Annotated in this window: 13 protein-coding genes and 1 pseudogene; 11 read left to right on the top strand and 3 right to left on the bottom strand. The window is 34.7% G+C overall.

Annotation, left to right across the window (positions count from 1 at the left end):
- Positions 1–208: 208 nt before the first annotated feature.
- On the top strand, positions 209–799 hold the full coding sequence (locus EKL98_RS00795; RefSeq protein ID WP_126451959.1) for a thymidine kinase: 591 nt from the start codon (positions 209–211) through the stop codon (positions 797–799).
- 423 nt (positions 800–1,222) lie between these two features.
- On the opposite strand, the gene EKL98_RS00800 is transcribed toward EKL98_RS00795, so the two are convergent.
- Positions 1,223–1,828, bottom strand: a complete 606-nt coding sequence (locus EKL98_RS00800) for a thioredoxin family protein (RefSeq protein ID WP_126561301.1) — start codon at positions 1,826–1,828, stop codon at positions 1,223–1,225.
- A 105-nt stretch (positions 1,829–1,933) separates the two neighbouring features.
- Here EKL98_RS00800 and EKL98_RS00805 point away from each other — a divergent pair, with 105 nt between their 5' ends.
- From EKL98_RS00805 to EKL98_RS00840, 8 genes and pseudogenes are all read left to right on the top strand, one after another.
- Positions 1,934–2,713, top strand: coding sequence for a patatin-like phospholipase family protein (locus EKL98_RS00805; RefSeq protein WP_126451957.1), 780 nt, complete (start codon positions 1,934–1,936; stop codon positions 2,711–2,713).
- Between the two features lie 68 nt (positions 2,714–2,781).
- Positions 2,782–3,489 (top strand): UMP kinase, encoded by a 708-nt coding sequence (gene pyrH, locus EKL98_RS00810; protein WP_126458007.1) that lies wholly within the window; start codon positions 2,782–2,784, stop codon positions 3,487–3,489.
- 70 nt (positions 3,490–3,559) lie between these two features.
- Positions 3,560–4,123, top strand: a complete 564-nt coding sequence (gene frr, locus EKL98_RS00815) for a ribosome recycling factor (RefSeq protein WP_126451955.1) — start codon at positions 3,560–3,562, stop codon at positions 4,121–4,123.
- A gap of 199 nt (positions 4,124–4,322) precedes the next feature.
- Complete coding sequence (locus EKL98_RS00820; protein ID WP_126561302.1) at positions 4,323–6,053, top strand: hypothetical protein; 1,731 nt, start codon at positions 4,323–4,325, stop codon at positions 6,051–6,053.
- Between the two features lie 4 nt (positions 6,054–6,057).
- Positions 6,058–6,531, top strand: a complete 474-nt coding sequence (locus EKL98_RS00825; protein ID WP_126458001.1) for a hypothetical protein — start codon at positions 6,058–6,060, stop codon at positions 6,529–6,531.
- Positions 6,532–7,376: 845 nt separating this feature from the next.
- Positions 7,377–7,835: a hypothetical protein gene (locus EKL98_RS00830; protein ID WP_126457998.1), complete on the top strand. Its 459-nt coding sequence runs from the start codon at positions 7,377–7,379 to the stop codon at positions 7,833–7,835.
- Positions 7,836–8,106: 271 nt separating this feature from the next.
- Positions 8,107–8,304: pseudogene (locus EKL98_RS00835) on the top strand (ribosome recycling factor); the annotation flags it as partial.
- Positions 8,305–8,415: 111 nt separating this feature from the next.
- Positions 8,416–10,914, top strand: coding sequence for a DUF5686 family protein (locus tag EKL98_RS00840; protein ID WP_126561304.1), 2,499 nt, complete (start codon positions 8,416–8,418; stop codon positions 10,912–10,914).
- On the opposite strand, the gene EKL98_RS00845 is transcribed toward EKL98_RS00840, so the two are convergent.
- Both EKL98_RS00845 and EKL98_RS00850 read right to left on the bottom strand, forming a co-directional pair.
- A complete protein-coding gene (locus EKL98_RS00845) occupies positions 10,911–11,240 on the bottom strand; it encodes a DMT family transporter (protein ID WP_126457989.1) in 330 nt (109 codons plus the stop codon). The two genes, EKL98_RS00840 and EKL98_RS00845, sit on opposite strands and share 4 nt — an antisense overlap.
- Before the next feature lies 1 nt (position 11,241).
- A complete protein-coding gene (locus tag EKL98_RS00850; protein ID WP_126457986.1) occupies positions 11,242–13,512 on the bottom strand; it encodes a cation:proton antiporter in 2,271 nt (756 codons plus the stop codon).
- A gap of 198 nt (positions 13,513–13,710) precedes the next feature.
- Here EKL98_RS00850 and EKL98_RS00855 point away from each other — a divergent pair, with 198 nt between their 5' ends.
- The gene (locus EKL98_RS00855) at positions 13,711–16,131 is read left to right on the top strand and encodes an efflux RND transporter permease subunit (protein ID WP_126561305.1); all 2,421 of its coding nucleotides are present in this window, start codon (positions 13,711–13,713) and stop codon (positions 16,129–16,131) included.
- Between the two features lie 133 nt (positions 16,132–16,264).
- Entirely contained in the window at positions 16,265–16,561 is a 297-nt protein-coding gene (locus EKL98_RS00860; protein WP_126457980.1) for a hypothetical protein, read from the top strand.
- Positions 16,562–16,915 lie beyond the last annotated feature (354 nt).

Below are 16,915 nucleotides of genomic sequence, written 5' to 3' on the forward strand. Positions count from 1 at the left end.
TGCGTTTTCGTATTCCGTTTGATATCGTCCCAAGAAAAGGGAATCTTTGTGAACACGATTTTTATTTTTTTAAATAAGTGCTCTCGAATCTCCCATTTGATATAAATTTTATACTTTTGAAACGACGTAAAAGTATACAATTTTTAAGTCGGTTTCTTTATTATAAAGCAATAAAAACTATTCATTTTTTAAGTCAGAAAAATACAAAATGTTTCTCGAAAATACAGTAAATCACAAAGAACAATTTGGTTGGATCGAAGTCATTTGTGGCTCCATGTTTTCGGGTAAGACCGAAGAATTGATCCGTCGTTTGAGAAGAGCGCAATTTGCCAAGCAAAAAGTCGAAATTTTCAAACCAGCAATCGACACCCGCTATGATGATGAAATGGTGGTCTCTCATGATGCTAATGAAATCCGTTCTACGCCCGTTCCCGCTGCCGCAAATATTGCAATTTTGGCGCAAGGTTGTGATGTAGTGGGCATTGACGAAGCACAGTTTTTCGATGACGAAATTGTCAAGATCTGTAACGATTTGGCCAATCAGGGAATCCGTGTTATTGTGGCCGGATTGGATATGGATTTCAAGGGAAATCCTTTTGGCCCGATGCCTGCTTTAATGGCAACTGCTGAATATGTAACCAAAGTCCATGCCGTGTGTACCCGCACGGGAAATCTCGCGAATTACAGTTTCCGCAAAACCGACAATGACAAACTCGTCATGCTGGGCGAAACCGAAGAATACGAACCATTGAGCCGTGCTGCGTATTATCATGCGATGCGGAAAGATCAGGAGAAGTAAATCCTCTCCCCTTCTTAATTCCATTTTTTTCTGAAATTCCCAAGTTAGATAATTCACATACGAATAGGTTTTATTTAAATCCAATAAATTAATGTCTGTTATCACAACTATTCCTTTTTAACAAAACTACAAAAAAAGGATCCTCGTGGAATAACTTTGTTAAATTGATTCCTGCTATAACTGACAAATAGAATTTAGTCTACACGGTTGAACTATATTTGAGACCAATAATCCTAAATCTGCAACTCTGATAGCAATAAAACAGGTGTTGTGGTATCGATAACTTGATAAATATCAGATATTTTTTTAAAATAGTTGGTTTTAAGACATGCTACCATAAAAGTACATGCTTGACTTCCTATAATCACTTTTTAAACAAAATAGGTTAGACTATTCAAAATTTGATGCGTATTGACTTAAAAATTACACCTCTAAATTAACCATTAAACCAATCAACTCCTTTTGGGTTGTTATCCCTTTATCGTGCAAATACCAGAGTTGTAAGTTGGTTTTTAAAGTTTCGTCAATAACGCCAAATTCTTTTTTATAATCCGCAACCAAATCAGCAGCAGCTTTAGGTCTTGGTCCCCAACTACCGAGTATAGCGCCTGTTGTTTTAGCGACAACGATCAATATAGGAATTGATTTTTTTTTGTTCGTCAAATATAAGTTCATTAATTCTTCATTTTCATCACGCAGCACAATTCTCAAGTCAATTTTGCCAGATTGCACTGCCATTGTATTCATGATTGGCAACAACTGAGCAGCATCTCCGCACCAACCTTCTGAAATTACCACCCAAATGTATTCACTTTTTAGATTCTTTAACTTAATCTGATTTTCTTCCGTAATTGTAATGGTTTTGTCCAAACGATGCATACGGGTTTCATTCAGGGTGCTATACTGCGTCAAATTTTCGGATTGTTCCTTTCCTGTGGATTTTCCTTCCAATATTAAATCTGAAATAAGTTTTCTGTAATCGGTATAGGAATGACTGTTAAATAATGCTTTAGCTACAGGAATTTTCATAATACGTAAGTTGTTTACACAAAGTTAGCATAAAATTGGCCTATAAAGATGACTTATATCAGTTTCAATTCTACAAAAAGTGTATTTTTATCCTAAATTACAAAGATGGATTTAAAAACAAAATCGATAGGATTAGTTCTCTCCGGAGGCGGCTCTAAGGGTATTGCTCATGCTGGCGTGATCAAATTTTTAGAAGAAAAAAACATACGCCCGTCTCAGATAGCGGGCACGAGCGCAGGTGCTATTGTTGGTGCAATGTATGCCTGGGGAAAGACACCGGAGGAAATTCTGGAGTTTTTCAAGTCGATCTATCTTTTTCATTGGAAACATTTGACCTTTAAAAAGGCGGGGTTGATTGATTCAGAATCCTTCAAAAGTTATTTTCATACTATTTTTGGAGAGGCTGTTTTGGGCGATTTAAAAATTCCAATTCAAATTACAGCTACCGATATGGTTCGAGGAAAACTAAAAATATTTGCCCCAGAAACAAAAATTACAGATGCTGTTTTAGCTTCCTCGGCGTTTCCGGGTATTTTGTCCCCTTATGAAATAAAAGGAAGCATTTATAGTGACGGAGGGATCCTAAATCATTTTCCAACAGATATCCTGCAAGGACAATGCGATACCCTGATTGGTGTTTACGTGAGTCCTATTCAAAAAATAGACGCCAAAGATTTGAATACGATCAAAGCGGTAACGACTCGGGCTTTTGATATTCTTTCGGCAAATTCTAATATGCATAAATTTAACATCTGCGACTGGATCATAGAACCAAAGGATTTATGCCTGTACAGTACGTTTGAAACCAACCGAATTAAAATGGATGCCGTATTTAACATTGGCTATGAAGCCGCAAAAAAATCGTACGAAAAACTAAATTTATAAAATTTAAATAACGCATTTTTTAGAAAACAGAATATGTCTATATTTGCACCAATCAACTCAACACACACATGAAATACAAAAGAATTCTTCTTAAACTAAGTGGAGAAGCTTTAATGGGCGACTTGCAATACGGAATTGACCCAAAAAGACTAGCTGAATACGCTGACGAAATTAAACTAATTCATGATAAAGGAGTAGAAATAGCGATTGTAATAGGTGGTGGAAATATTTTTAGAGGAGTTGCCGGAGCCAGCGCAGGAATGGACAGAGTGCAAGGAGATTACATGGGAATGCTGGCCACTGTGATCAACGGAATGGCCTTACAGGGTGCACTGGAAGAAAAAGGAATGAAAACCCGTTTGCAAACGGCGTTAAAAATGGAATCCATTGCGGAACCTTATATCAAAAGAAGAGCCGACCGCCACCTGGAGAAAGGAAGAATTGTAATTTTTGGAGCCGGAACCGGAAATCCTTATTTCACAACAGATACCGCAGCCGTTTTACGGGGTATTGAGATCAATGCTAATGTGATTCTAAAAGGAACTCGCGTGGATGGTGTGTATGATTGTGATCCGGAAAAAAATCCATCTGCCGTGAAATTCGATTTTATTTCCTTTGAAGATGTCCTCAAAAAAGGATTGAACGTAATGGACACAACCGCTTTTACATTAAGCCAGGAAAATAAATTACCAATCGTGGTTTTTGATATGAATAAAGTAGGCAATTTATTAAAAATCTGCGAAGGAGAAAACATAGGAACCGTAGTAAATATATAGTTAATGGTTCCTGGTTATAGCTTTTGGATTGCTCCAAATTTCTAAAACCCAAAACCCAAAACCTAAAAAAATGACTGAAGAAATTGAATTTATATTAGATAGCACCAAGGAATCCATGACCGGTTCTATTGCACATTTAGAAAAAGAATTTTTGAATATTCGTGCCGGAAAAGCATCTCCTGCCATGCTGGGAAGTGTTTTTGTTGATTATTACGGATCGGCAACACCGCTTTCGCAGGTATCAAAAATCAGTGTGCCTGATGCAAGAACAATTACGTTGCAACCTTTTGAAAAAAACATGCTACACGTGATTGAAAAAGCAATTATGGTGGCCAACATTGGTTTTAACCCAATGAATAACGGTGATGTAATTATCATCAGTGTTCCTGCACTAACTGAGGAAAGAAGACGTGATCTTGCCAAACAAGCCAAAGTTGAAGCCGAAGACGCTAAAGTGGGTATCAGAAATGCCAGAAAAGATGCTAACACTGAGATCAAAAAATTAGAAAAAGAAGGAACATCAGAAGACATTTGCAAAAGTGCCGAAGAAGAAGTTCAAAACTTAACCAATAGTTATATCCGTAAAATAGATGAACTTTTAGTGGTTAAAGAAGCTGAAATCATGAAGGTGTAAAACAACCTCAACACCTATTGAAACCCGTCCCGTTAGTATAATTGGACGGGTTTTCTGTTTTTTGTAAATATCACTACAAGTGGGTATTATAATTTATAAAATATTTCTTATTTTTATGAAATATTAACATTTAAAAATTTTATGAAAACAAACAAACAAACAGCTAAAAAACTATTTATGCAGGACAACTATCCTTGGCTTGGTTTTAATTTTACTTAGTTGTTGTGAAGATTTATATGAGGAAAATATTGATGCTTCAATTGGCAAAGCAACTATTACTGAAATGAAATTTGAAGAGCTTTTGGCAAAAGATTCTAAATTTAAAGACTTAGTTGAAAAAGTAGGTGGAAATTTGATTACAAAAAAAAATGCATTCAAAAAACAAAACGATTTTATCATCACTAACGACAATGTAAAAAAAATTAAATTAAATAATATTATTTCTTATACAATGGCAATAAAAAGAAACAATGCTACTGATAATTTAAGTTTTGAAAATTTAGTTATACAAGAAGAAATTAATACTAATCCAAGAGCATACATTTTAAAATATATACCTAATAATATTATATTATCAGAAGGTCAATTATTGAATTTTGAAGGTAAAATTCAAATGAATCGTTTAGAAAAAGCACCTAAATTTAATAACAACAAACCACAGAACCGAACCACAGAATCAGAATGTTTCGTATATGTAGAACAATTATGGTGTTCAGCACCTTATCAAGGTAGTACACAACATCATTTACCCGGTGCGTCGTGTCAAGTTTCAACCCTTTATATAAGAACAGTTAAAGTATTAACACCTGATGCATGTGGTAGTACTGGTGGTGGTGGAACAAGTGGTTCAACAGGAAGTGATGGTGGTTTTGGCGATCCCTACGGTACAGGAGGTGGTGGCGGCTACGACAATAGTGATTATCCAACAGAGGATACATATACGGAGAATTATCAACAATATATTACAATCCCTATATTGAGTGCAGAAAATAGTTTTGATATAAAGAATACTGTGATTTTTTATAACAGTCTTTCTTTTCAGCAGCAACAATGGGCTATTGACAACCCTAATTCATACAATCAAATTATCCAATATCAAATAGACAACAAATGGAGCGATGAAAGTAAAGAATTTTCCTTACAAATAATAACACCATTAAGTGGAGACTCTTCATTAAAAATCGATATTGAGTCTTCTTTTAAATCACCAATGAATATTGATTGTTCAAGTATTCCCTATGATACTACAAAACCCGAAAATCAGAAGTTCAATGAATTATTCGATGCATTAAAAACGTCTGCTGAATTTAAAAAACTGTTTTTAGATATTTTCCACGATAGTAAACGATTTAATGTTAAATTTGAGATAGCCGATCGAGTATATGAAGACAATGATACTTCTAAACCAGAAGCTAATGCCACCACAAGTGAAGATCCTGTTACCAAAAATTTGACGATAAAAATTAGTAAACAAATACTCATTGCAGGAACAACAAAATCCCAAACCAATATTGAAAATGCAAAAACAATATTACACGAATGCATTCATGCTTATCTTTTTTCAAAAGCAGCTAATCCTGCTGTAGGGTTTACTTTTGTTGAAGCATTAAATAATAAATATCCTACAGCTAATGAACAGCATAATTTCATGTATAATAAAATGATACCTACAATGCAAAAAGTTTTAGGAGAAATAAGAGATTTGGTAACGACAGGACCAAAAAGAACAATCTTGGAAGAGTATACAATGCATCCGACAACAAATCCAATGACTTCTACTAGTTTTAATTGGCTAGACTTTTATAAATATATAAGTTTAAGTGGACTAAATGAAACAAGTTGTTTTAAAGTTGATTTTCCTAAAGACACTGATGCACAATCCCTCTTAAATCAATATATTAACGCAGGAAAAATAGAATTAGATAGATAGAAATATGAAAAACTTATACATAATGCTTTTGTTCGTTTCTGGTATTACTTATTGCCAAAACATTTCTTTAATCAAAAACTTAGATACAATATATGTAGACTTCAAAGAAAGCGCTACGCAAATTAAGACCGTTCTACCTAAAGATAATCCAGGGTTTAAGAGATGGTATATTATAAAATTTAAAGAAAAAAACAAGGATGAATATTTACAATTTAATGTAAGTGATTACCCCTCAACTACAAGAAGAGAAATAGGTGACAAATCAGATTTTAGATTTATCAAAAAATCGTATTTAAGGAAAAACAAGAAAAGGATAATTTCAGTAAATTTTTTTAAAAAATATGGCGTTTTCAAGAGCTATTATGAAGCGTTTGAAAAATGTAAAGTAATATACATAATTGACAGATCAGAGGAGAAAAATGGACAAATTCCTATTTATGAAGTGTCAATATCAAGTTCATATATGATGGGAGAGTAAAATTAGTGCTATTGTTACTAAAGCAAAACATTGACTGCAAAAGAACCTTGCTCATAAACCAAATCATCATATCATGAGACCTTACTTATTGCTAGTGCTACTGTTTTCTATAAAAGTGTTTAGCCAAAACTATAATTCTCTCAAAGAGTCCGAAACTATTTATATTGAATTCAAAGGAAAAAACAACGAAAAAAAATACGCTATTGATACTAGAATTCAACCAAATAATTTTGATGAGAGGGCGCTTACAATTTTGTTTTACCCGCAAAGTTCGGGCTTTACTTTCAACACCCAAAGTTTAAAAATTGAAAAAAAAAGAAGCAAATATTGTCTCTGAAGTTAGGAAAGTAAATAAATCATTTTAAAAAAAATAAAAAACATATAATTGGAATAAATTTTAAAAAAAAATATGAGCAGAATGACATTATATGTCAGTTGTTTACACAAAAAAAGTATTTTATATTATTGATTTTACCGTAAAGAAAAAAGTCAATGTTCTCTTATATGAAGTTAATTCGATGAATGTTTGTCCGGTGTTGGAATAATAAAATACGTTGATGCAAAACATTTTCCCGCTGCTTGAGCGAGCGTCCCGCTCGTAATTCCTATTAAGGATTAATATAATTTTGGTATGTGGTAGTGTTTTAAAATTAAAGTATGTGACAATATAGATTGTGTTCACGAGCGGGACGCTCGCGCGAGCTGGGAATTTAAGCTTAAACGGATTGAATGAAACAAGCGGTTTTAAAAAGATCTTCCTAACCCATCAGATGCTCTTAGGTTACACCAAAATTATATTGATGCTGGTAAAACTGAATTAGACCGCTAACTTAAAGTTTATTAATATGAAAAAATTAGCCTTTTTAATTATATTTTTTTGCTGTTCTCATAGTTATGCACAAGATATTGAGTATATCAAAAAACTTGATACTGTTTACGTAAAGTTTAAAAAATCTGTTAATCAGACGAAAGAGGGTTCGGCAGATTATCGTTTTTATACAATTACACTTGATAAAAGTCAAGACGAAGGTTCTTTATATTTTACTAAACCTGATTTTAAAGATAATTCAACAGAGACGGCCAAAAAATATTCGCCTAGATTCGAAAAGAAATCTTTTCTGAAGAAGCATAAAAACAATATTGTTGGAATAGATTTTTTTCAAAAATACGGTATAAAAAAAAGCAGATACGATGCTTTTTCTGTAAATAGTGTAATTTACATCATCGATTGTGATGAACGAAAAAAAGACAAAATTTCTTTGTATAGAGTTTCAATGTCGAGTTCTTATCGTATGGGAGAATAAGTATTAAAGCAGTTTTAGAGTATTTCTAAAGCTGCCTTTTTTATAAATTATGCTTGACCGCTCGGATATATAAAAAAACATAAGTGTAATTCCCTTTCAAATCTTATAAAAAAACCCACGCTGCCGGGAGTTTCCCCGCTGCTGGAGCGAGCGTCCCGATCTTGATGCCTGCTGTAGATTAATATAATTTTGGTTTGTGGTAGTGTTTTAAAATTAAAGTATGTGACAATATAGATTGTGTTCACGAGCGGGACGCTCGCGCAAGCAGGAGAAAGCCGAAGACGCTAAAGTGGGTATCAGAAATGCCAGAAAAGATGCTAACACTGAGATCAAAAAATTAGAAAAAGACGGAACATCAGAAGACATTTGCAAAAGTGCCGAAGAAGAAGTTCAAAACTTAACCAATAGTTATTTCCGCAAAATAGATGAACTTTTAGTGGTTAAAGAAGCTGAAATCATGAAAGTGTAATTCCTTTTCAAATCCTATTAAAAATCCGTTCGCTTAGGGGAACGGATTTTTTTATTGTTACTTTTGCGATACCAAAATGAGATTATACCCGTTTTGCAGTAAACCCTATTTATGAAGCAATTGTGTGTGTTCTTCTTTTTTTTAACGCTTTCGCTACAGGCGCAGTTTCAAGTCAATGGAATTGTGAAAGAGTCTACAACCAATAAACCATTGCCTTTTGCCACGATTACTACAACTGACGGTATAAACTCCATCTCTGATGTCGATGGGAAGTTTAGTATCGTTACTCCAATTCCCTTTACAGCCTTTGATGTTTCATATATTGGTTTCACCAAAGCCAGAATTACCCTTGAAAAAAACAAAAATTATTATGTGGTCATGCTATCTCAAAAAACAGATGATCTGAATGAAGTGGTGGTTCCAGACGAAAACCCAGCTTTGGCAATTATCCGAAAGGCGATCGAAAATAAAGACAATAATAACCCCCAAAAAAAACTCTACAGTTTCGAGTTTAAATCCTATAATAAACTCATTGTAAGCGCAAATCCTGACTCCATTGACGGGAGAATCGATTCTGTTTTTGTCCAAAAATCAAGCGGTGATCAGTTCTCAAAAATTGACTCTTCCGAGTATAAGTTTAAAGATATCGTACGTCAGCAACATCTGTTTCAAACTGAAAAAGTATCACAATATCAATTTGCTAATAGCACATTAAAAGAAACTATATTAGGTACCAAAATGGCGGGTTTCAAGCAACCTGTTTATGAAATCATTGCATTTAATTTGCAGTCCTTCTCTATTTACGATTCCCGTTACGAACTTTTTGAGACCAAGTACAACAGCCCCATTGCCAATGATGCCCTAAAAGATTACAACTATAAACTGTTGGATTCCCTGATCATTGACGGCAGAAACACCTACATGATTTACTTCAAGAATAAGAAAAAAAGAAGAGCGTCAGGACTGGAAGGCGTACTTTATATTGACCAAAATAATTTTGCTGTCGCCAAAGCAGTAATGCGCATAAAAGGCGTTCTTGACATTAGTGGAATTCATAACTTTAAGTACATTCCCAGTGAAAAATTATGGTTTCCAACGGACAAAACCTTTAAAATTGTAAAGGGCAAAAATGATGACGATATAAAAATCCTTGGCGGAACGATTCAATTTGATGGTGATGTAGAAAACGATTTTAAAGAACGAAAAAAAACAGCCTCGGATTTCACCTATTTATTGTCGCAAACCAACAATTTTGAAATCCAATATAACATTCCAATCCAAATAAAAAAATCAGCCGTCACTATCGAAATCAAAGACGATGCGATTAATAAACCAGAAGCTTTTTGGGACACTTACAGAAAAGACAGCTTAGACAGCCGAAGCAAAAAGACCTATCAAGCACTCGACAGTATTTCGATCAAAAAAAGAATTGAAAGCCGCCTCCGTTTTGGCAGGAAAATTATCAACGGGTATTTACCTATAGGAAAATTCGATTTAGACTTACGAAAATTGTTTAGCTATAATAACTACGAAGGATTTAGATTGGGAATTGGGGGCACTACAAACGAACGATTTTCAAAAAATTTCAGAGTCGAAGGATACACCGCTTACGGAACAAAAGATAATGATTTTAAGTATAACTTAGGAATAGCAGCACGTGTAGGGAAATTTACTAATTCCTGGATAGGAGTTTCCTATACGGATGATCTTCGAGAAATTGCCAGTACCGTATTTGCAATTGACAAAAAGCCTTTTAAAATTTATGATCCCAGACCAATAAACATCAGTACTTTTTATAATTATGTAACTTGGAAAACATTTATAGAGACTAAAATCATTCCAAAAACCGAAAGTTTATGGGAACTCTCTAGAACGGCTGTGGAGCCACAATTCAATTATATTTTCAATTTAAACGGAAAATTATATCCTAATTACGTGATGACTACTGCGATGGTTTCTTTGCGCTGGAATCCATTTAGTGATTATATGCAAACGCCTACGGGACGAATTGAGGTTGAAAAACGTTTTCCTAAATTTACGTTTCAATACACCCAATCCCTCCCCAAGATCTGGCAAAATGATTTTGAGTTTAGCAAAATAGATTTTAAAACAGAGTATGAAAAAAAATATTTAAACGGTCAAAAAACAAGCTTACTTTTCGAGGCAGGATATTCTTTTGGCGCAATACCCTTAACTCATTTGTACAACACCTCGCCTAATAATATTACCAAAGAAACTATCATTCAAAGGATCACTTTTTCAGGCAAAAACAGTTTTGAAACCATGTTTTTCAATGAGTTTTTCTCCAGTCAATATGCCTATTTTCAATTCAAGCACGGGTTTAGCCGTGTCACATTATTCAAAAAAATAAAACCGTCTTTAGTCATTGTATCCCGCGTGGCTTGGGGTAATTTACAAAACCCGGAGCAGCACATCGGACTGGATTATAAGACACTGAACAAAGGGTATTTCGAATCGGGAATCGAACTAAATCAAATTTACAAAGGACTTGGATTAGGTGGGTTTTACCGGTATGGACCCAATCAGTTGAGTAAATTTCAAGATAATATTGCTGTCAAAATAAGCTTCGTTCTCAATATAGGACTTTAGTGACTCGAAACAAATTTTAATCCTATAATAGAACTGATCAAAGTAGTGATGAAAAATATTCTCCAAAAATCAGCTGGTTCTTTAAACACAAAAATTCCAACCAATACGGTTCCCACTGCTCCTATTCCAGTCCAAACCGCGTATGCGGTGCCTATAGGCAAAGTGAGTGTGGCTTTGTAAAGTAATCCCATGCTTATTGCCAGACAAATCAAGAATCCGCACAACCAGAATGTGGCTGCCATTCCGGAACTTTCCTTGGCTTTGCCCAAGCAAGTGGCAAAACCCACTTCAAAAAGACCTCCTAAAATTAATAAAATCCAGTTCATATTATTGTTTTAAAATTAATACCGAAGGAACGCCGCTCAGCCAAGTGCTTCTGGAGTCCACCAAGTCTTTCCAACTTTCAAGACTGACTACCATTAAATCCTGCTGATCTAAAAATTCCTTTTTAATGATTTTATCGGTTATCAAACCAATGTTATTTGGGTATTTTTGCTCCAAAGAATCAATAGCGCTCTTCATGACAAAATTAGTCGTAAGATGCCCATTTACATCCAAAAGAATAATTTTAGAATTGTTGTTGTAAATTAATTTTTGCACATAATCAATCAAAAAAGAGTCTTCAGGGCTAAAAATTGGAATAAAAATATGGTTTACGTGCTGTAAATCTTTATCGATCAAAATCCCTATTGGCATCTTGGTTTTAGAAATAATCTGTCTGGTTCTTTCATCAAAGGGCGAGTTTTCAAACAAGCCTTCTTTGCCGGTAAACTTATCAATCAAACGATCCGGATTGATGATCCGTGTGGTAAAGCCAATTACTTTTCCAAGAATAGTCCCTTCAAAAATAGATTTCCCTAGACCTATCAATAACAAGTCATAGTCGCCTTGATTGGCTACATCGGCAATTTCAGTTTCAATATCCATCGTTGCTTTAAAAATCGTGGTGATGTCCTGTTTCAGGAGATGGGATTCTTCAACAATAGGATAAAAACTATTTTTTTCTTTGTCTTCCATGTTAAAAGTATGTACCTCATCACTTAAAGACAAATGCATGACGGTAACACTGGAAGTGTTTTTCTGTTTTTTTATCAAACTATTGGCCAATCGAAGCAACGATTTTCCTTTTTCATTGTTTCCAAATGAAATTAAAATTCGGTATTTGTTATCATTTGATGGTTCCAAAATCTCAACCCCATCTTTAGTTTTAAAAATATAATTGATGAGATCTAAGGCCGGACCTGTCATAAAAGTAGTGACCAAAGCCATAATGACCATCATGGTAAAGACTTCAGGAGTCAACACTTTAAGCTCCAACCCGATGTTTAACACAATCAATTCCATCAAACCTCTGGTATTCATCAAAGCGCCAATTGTCAAACTATCCCGCCAACTTTGCCCTATAAATCTGGCGGCCAATGCACTCCCCAAAAATTTTCCTACTACCGCTACCAGAATAATAAAACCGGTCACTTTCCACAAATACGGATCATTGATCAGCCCAATTTCAGTTTTCAAACCTGTGAATACAAAAAATAAAGGCAGTAAAAGAATCAACGCCACATCCTCTACTTTTTCTATAAATATGGTCCTGAATTTTGGAACATCTGGCATAATGGCTCCCGCCATAAACGCTCCAAATAAAGCATGAATACCGATAACCTCAGTAGCATACGAGGAAATAATAAGTACCAGAAAAAAGATCGCCACAACTGGTTTTATAATACTGTCTTTGGAACCATATAAATCCCCAATTCTTTTTAGAAATGGTTTTACAATAAAAATCATAGCTACAACATAAAGTACCGCCAACATAATAATGTATAAGGAACTCACGAACGTTCCTGCTTTCACGATCGCAATGACCACTGCCAGAATACACCAAGCCGTAATATCATCAGCAGCAGCACATGTAATAACAATAGCGCCTAACTTTGTTTTATGAATTCCTCGTTCCTGAACGATTCTGGCCAGAACTGGAAAAGCAGTGATACTCAACGCAATTCCCATAAACAAACTGAAAGAAAGGAACTTAACTCCTTCAGGAGCAAATCGATTGTACACAAAATAAGCCAGACCAATCCCGAGAGTAAAGGGAATGACGATGCTCGCATGACTGATTACCACGGCTTCATTTGCTTTGTTCTTCAGCACTTTTAAATCGAGTTCCATCCCTATCACGAACATAAAAAGAATCAGTCCTATCTGACTCAAAAACTTTAAGTTTCCTAACGATTCAACAGGAAATAAAGCAATTGAAAATTCCGGAAAATACAATCCCAGTAAGGATGGTCCTAGAACAATACCCGCAATAATTTCCCCAATTACTGAAGGCTGACCAATTTTCTTGAAAATCCAGCCAAAAACACGAGCAACTAGAATAATCGTAATAATTTGCGCCAAAAGGATAGCCAAAGGATCTTGGAAGTTATGCTGAATCGACGCTAAAAAATCACTCCAGGAACCGTTTCCACTTTCTGGTGTCACTATCGTTTCTGCAACTTCTAAATGCTTCCCTTTAGTTATAATCCAATACATTAGTGCTATAAAACCGCCAGTAACACTTAAATAAAATAGTGTGTTTTTATAATTCTTCATATTTGTTTTTATATGGACTTTCCCAACTTTAAAGAAACAAAGATGAGAAATTCAAATGTATAATTTATATGCCACAAAATTATTTTATTGTAAAATAAAAAAAGGGTATAATTAGCCCGGTAAAACAACAAAAAGTTTCTTTTAAAATAAATGATTTATAGTGGTTTTGACTACCTTTACCGCCTTTAATATTGACTTATGATTAAGTGGTTTAGTTTAGGATTCTGGGAATTAATAGCGCGAATTGTCCTCAGAAATAGAATTTTGATGTTATCCATTATTGTTGTGATAACAGCGCTTTTAGCACTACAATGGAAAAATATCCATTTCACTTTTACCGAAGCCAATTTATTACCAGATGACAATATTGTAAATATTGAGTACAACGCTTTTCTAAATAAATTTGGCGAAGAGGGAAATCTAGTCATCATCGGTGTAAAAGATAACTCCATATTTACCCCAAAAGCCTATGCTTCCTGGAGCAAAATGATGAATACGCTGAAAGAAGACAAAGCGGTAGATTTAGTAATTTCGTTAAATGACTTAAAGAAATTACAAAAAAATGATTCGCTGCAAACCTTTGAACTCGTTCCTTTTGTGGACCAAAGCAAAACTCTTGATCCGGCATATCTTCAAAAGATCAAAAAAGAACTATTCAATGATTTGCCTTTTTACGAAGGATTACTTTTCAACAAAAGATCGGGAAGCATTCGCTCTGCCGTATACATGGATAAAAAAATTGTAAACACAGCAGCCCGAAAAGATTTTATTCTGGATAAATTAGTTCCCGCAGTCGAAACATTCGAAAAAGAAACCGGAATCGACCTGCGCGTTTCAGGCATGCCTTACATCCGGACGCTAAACGCAAAAACCATCACCGATGAAATAAGTATCTTCATTGGAGCTTCACTATTAGTTACTTCACTGCTTTTCTTTTTCTTTTTTAGAAGTTTTAGGGCGACGTTAATATCAATGGTAATTGTCATTATTGGGGTAATGTGGTCTTTTGGATTTTTAGGATTACTGAACTACGAAATCACTGTTTTGACCGCTTTAGTTCCGTCATTAATCATCGTAATCGGAATTCCGAATTGTATTTTCCTGACCAATAAATACCATCAGGAATATAAAATTCACCACAATAAAGCCAAAGCATTACAGCGTGTCACTACCAAAGTAGGAATGGCAACCTTGATGACGAATCTCACCACGGCCATAGGTTTTGCTACGTTTGTGGCTTCTAATAATCAATTGTTACTGGAATTTGGCGTCGTGACTTCTATCAATATTATGGCACTTTTCTTTTTATGCATCATTGTCATCCCTATTTTTCACAGTTATATTCCGGCCCCGAAAGAGCGCCACATCGAACACCTAGACCGCAATTATGTGAAGGTTTTTATGGATTGGATTCTGAGAAACGTAAAATACAATCGCTTTTCAATTTATGTCGTTTCTGTTATTCTTTTAGTAATTAGCATTGTAGGCATCTACGAAATGCGCATTTCCGGTAGTTTAATTGAAGACATGCCTAAAAAAGAAGCCTTTTTTGAAGACATTGTTTTCTTCGAAAAAGAATTTGATGGAGTGATGCCCCTCGAAATCATGATTGACACCAAACGCAAAAAAGGAGTTATGAAATTGTCTACGCTTAGGCGAATGGAAGAACTGGAGGAAACCATTGATGAAATTCCGGAATTGTCAAAACCCATTTCTATTGTCAATTTAATTAAATATTCCAAACAAGCGTATTATAACGGAAACCCAGACTATTATGAATTGCCAACGTCACAGGAACAGTCGTTTATTTTGTCGTATGCTAAAAATGCTACAAAAAACTCGAAAGATAATCTGATGAAAAGCTATGTAGATTCCACTGGACAATTTGCCCGAATCACGACTTTTATGCGCGATGAAAATGGCGATAATATTGCCAAAATTGAAGCTGAAATTCGTAAGAAAGCTGATAAAATTTTCCCGCCAGATCAATATAAAGTCACCATCACCGGAAAAGCTTTAGTTTTCCAAAAAGGAACCGGTTACCTACTGGACAACTTACTTTCGTCGCTGGCTTTCGCCTTTTTCCTGACCGCACTTTTGATTGGTTTTATGTTCCGTTCGTTCAAAATGGTGTTGGTTTCTATCATTCCTAATTTATTGCCGTTAATGCTAACCGCAGGAATCATGGGCTTTCTGGACATTCCGCTGAAACCGTCGACGATATTGGTTTTCGGAATTGCGTTTGGTCTTTCGGTGGATGACACCGTAAGATTTCTGTCGCAATACCGCGAGGAATTAAAGAAAAATAACTGGAAAATTCGCAAATCCGTTTACGCCACATTTACGGATGCCGGCCTGAGCATGTTTTATACTTCTATCGTGTTGTTCTTTGGATTTTCGGTGTTTATGTTGTCCAGTTTTGGCGGAACAATAGCACTTGGCGGATTGATTTCGCTAACATTATTATTCGGAATGCTATCCAATTTGATGTTGTTGCCAGCTTTAGTCTTGACCTTGAATAAAACTTTGGCCAACGAACAAGATTTTATCGAACCCAAAATTGACATCATCGAACCAAGTGATGCCGAGATTGATGATTTAGAGCAAAAAAATAAGTAAAGTTTATATACACTGTACTTGAATATTATTTTATATTATTCAAAGTAATATCGTACTTTAACTCCCAGAAAGGTATCGTAAGAATACCGTTTATCTGGCAATCGATACTAATTTAAATTAATACAATGCGGTCATGAAAAAACATAAATACAGCAATTTTCTCTTAATTACGTTAACCGGCGTACTTGTTTCCTGCGGTGATATTTCAAAACAAGCTGAAGAAAAAATCAATCAGTTGAATGCCAAGGCGGAAAAGTTAGATTCACTGGTTAATAAAGAGTTGAAGAAAGTAAATTCCCTTGATTCTATAATCAACAAAGAAGGAGCTAAAGTAAAAAAACTCGACTCATTAATTACTAAATCAACTTCAAAAATTGATTCTATTGCCAATAGTAAACTGAATCTACTAAAGAAAATTAACAATAATTAAGAATCATAAAATTTATTTTTCAACTTACATTCCCATTTTTGAATTTTCCTGCTCTTCTGCTTCGCAAAGTTTCTAACTTTTAGGATGTAACTTTTAGTTTTTTACTGATGGAATTAGATTCAAACCAATAAATCATGCTCCTCAAAGTTTCCAACTTTGAGGAGCATGATTTTAAGTTTTGTACTGCTGGTATTTGAGGCGAGATTGTGCCTATCAAAATACCAAGAATTAATTACCAGAAAATATTCTCATTTATGTAATCAAAAAACTAAAGCATTTCAGTTACCAATCACAATCCTATTTATTCTCAAAGAAGATCTTCAAAAACCGTACTTTCACTACTCCCTAGCCCTG

It is taken from the genome of Flavobacterium bomense, from assembly GCF_003970355.1.

What these genes read in the sequence shown, in the direction of transcription:
- EKL98_RS00795 (WP_126451959.1), top strand. Translation starts at nt 209, where the DNA reads ATGTTTCTCGAAAATACAGTAAATCACAAAGAACAATTTGGTTGGATC.
- EKL98_RS00825 (WP_126458001.1), top strand. Translation starts at nt 6,058, where the DNA reads ATGAAAAACTTATACATAATGCTTTTGTTCGTTTCTGGTATTACTTAT.
- frr (WP_126451955.1), top strand. Translation starts at nt 3,560, where the DNA reads ATGACTGAAGAAATTGAATTTATATTAGATAGCACCAAGGAATCCATG.
- EKL98_RS00855 (WP_126561305.1), top strand. Translation starts at nt 13,711, where the DNA reads ATGATTAAGTGGTTTAGTTTAGGATTCTGGGAATTAATAGCGCGAATT.
- EKL98_RS00840 (WP_126561304.1), top strand. Translation starts at nt 8,416, where the DNA reads ATGAAGCAATTGTGTGTGTTCTTCTTTTTTTTAACGCTTTCGCTACAG.
- EKL98_RS00830 (WP_126457998.1), top strand. Translation starts at nt 7,377, where the DNA reads ATGAAAAAATTAGCCTTTTTAATTATATTTTTTTGCTGTTCTCATAGT.
- pyrH (WP_126458007.1), top strand. Translation starts at nt 2,782, where the DNA reads ATGAAATACAAAAGAATTCTTCTTAAACTAAGTGGAGAAGCTTTAATG.
- EKL98_RS00805 (WP_126451957.1), top strand. Translation starts at nt 1,934, where the DNA reads ATGGATTTAAAAACAAAATCGATAGGATTAGTTCTCTCCGGAGGCGGC.
- EKL98_RS00850 (WP_126457986.1), bottom strand. Translation starts at nt 13,512, where the DNA reads ATGAAGAATTATAAAAACACACTATTTTATTTAAGTGTTACTGGCGGT.
- EKL98_RS00800 (WP_126561301.1), bottom strand. Translation starts at nt 1,828, where the DNA reads ATGAAAATTCCTGTAGCTAAAGCATTATTTAACAGTCATTCCTATACC.
- EKL98_RS00845 (WP_126457989.1), bottom strand. Translation starts at nt 11,240, where the DNA reads ATGAACTGGATTTTATTAATTTTAGGAGGTCTTTTTGAAGTGGGTTTT.
- EKL98_RS00860 (WP_126457980.1), top strand. Translation starts at nt 16,265, where the DNA reads ATGAAAAAACATAAATACAGCAATTTTCTCTTAATTACGTTAACCGGC.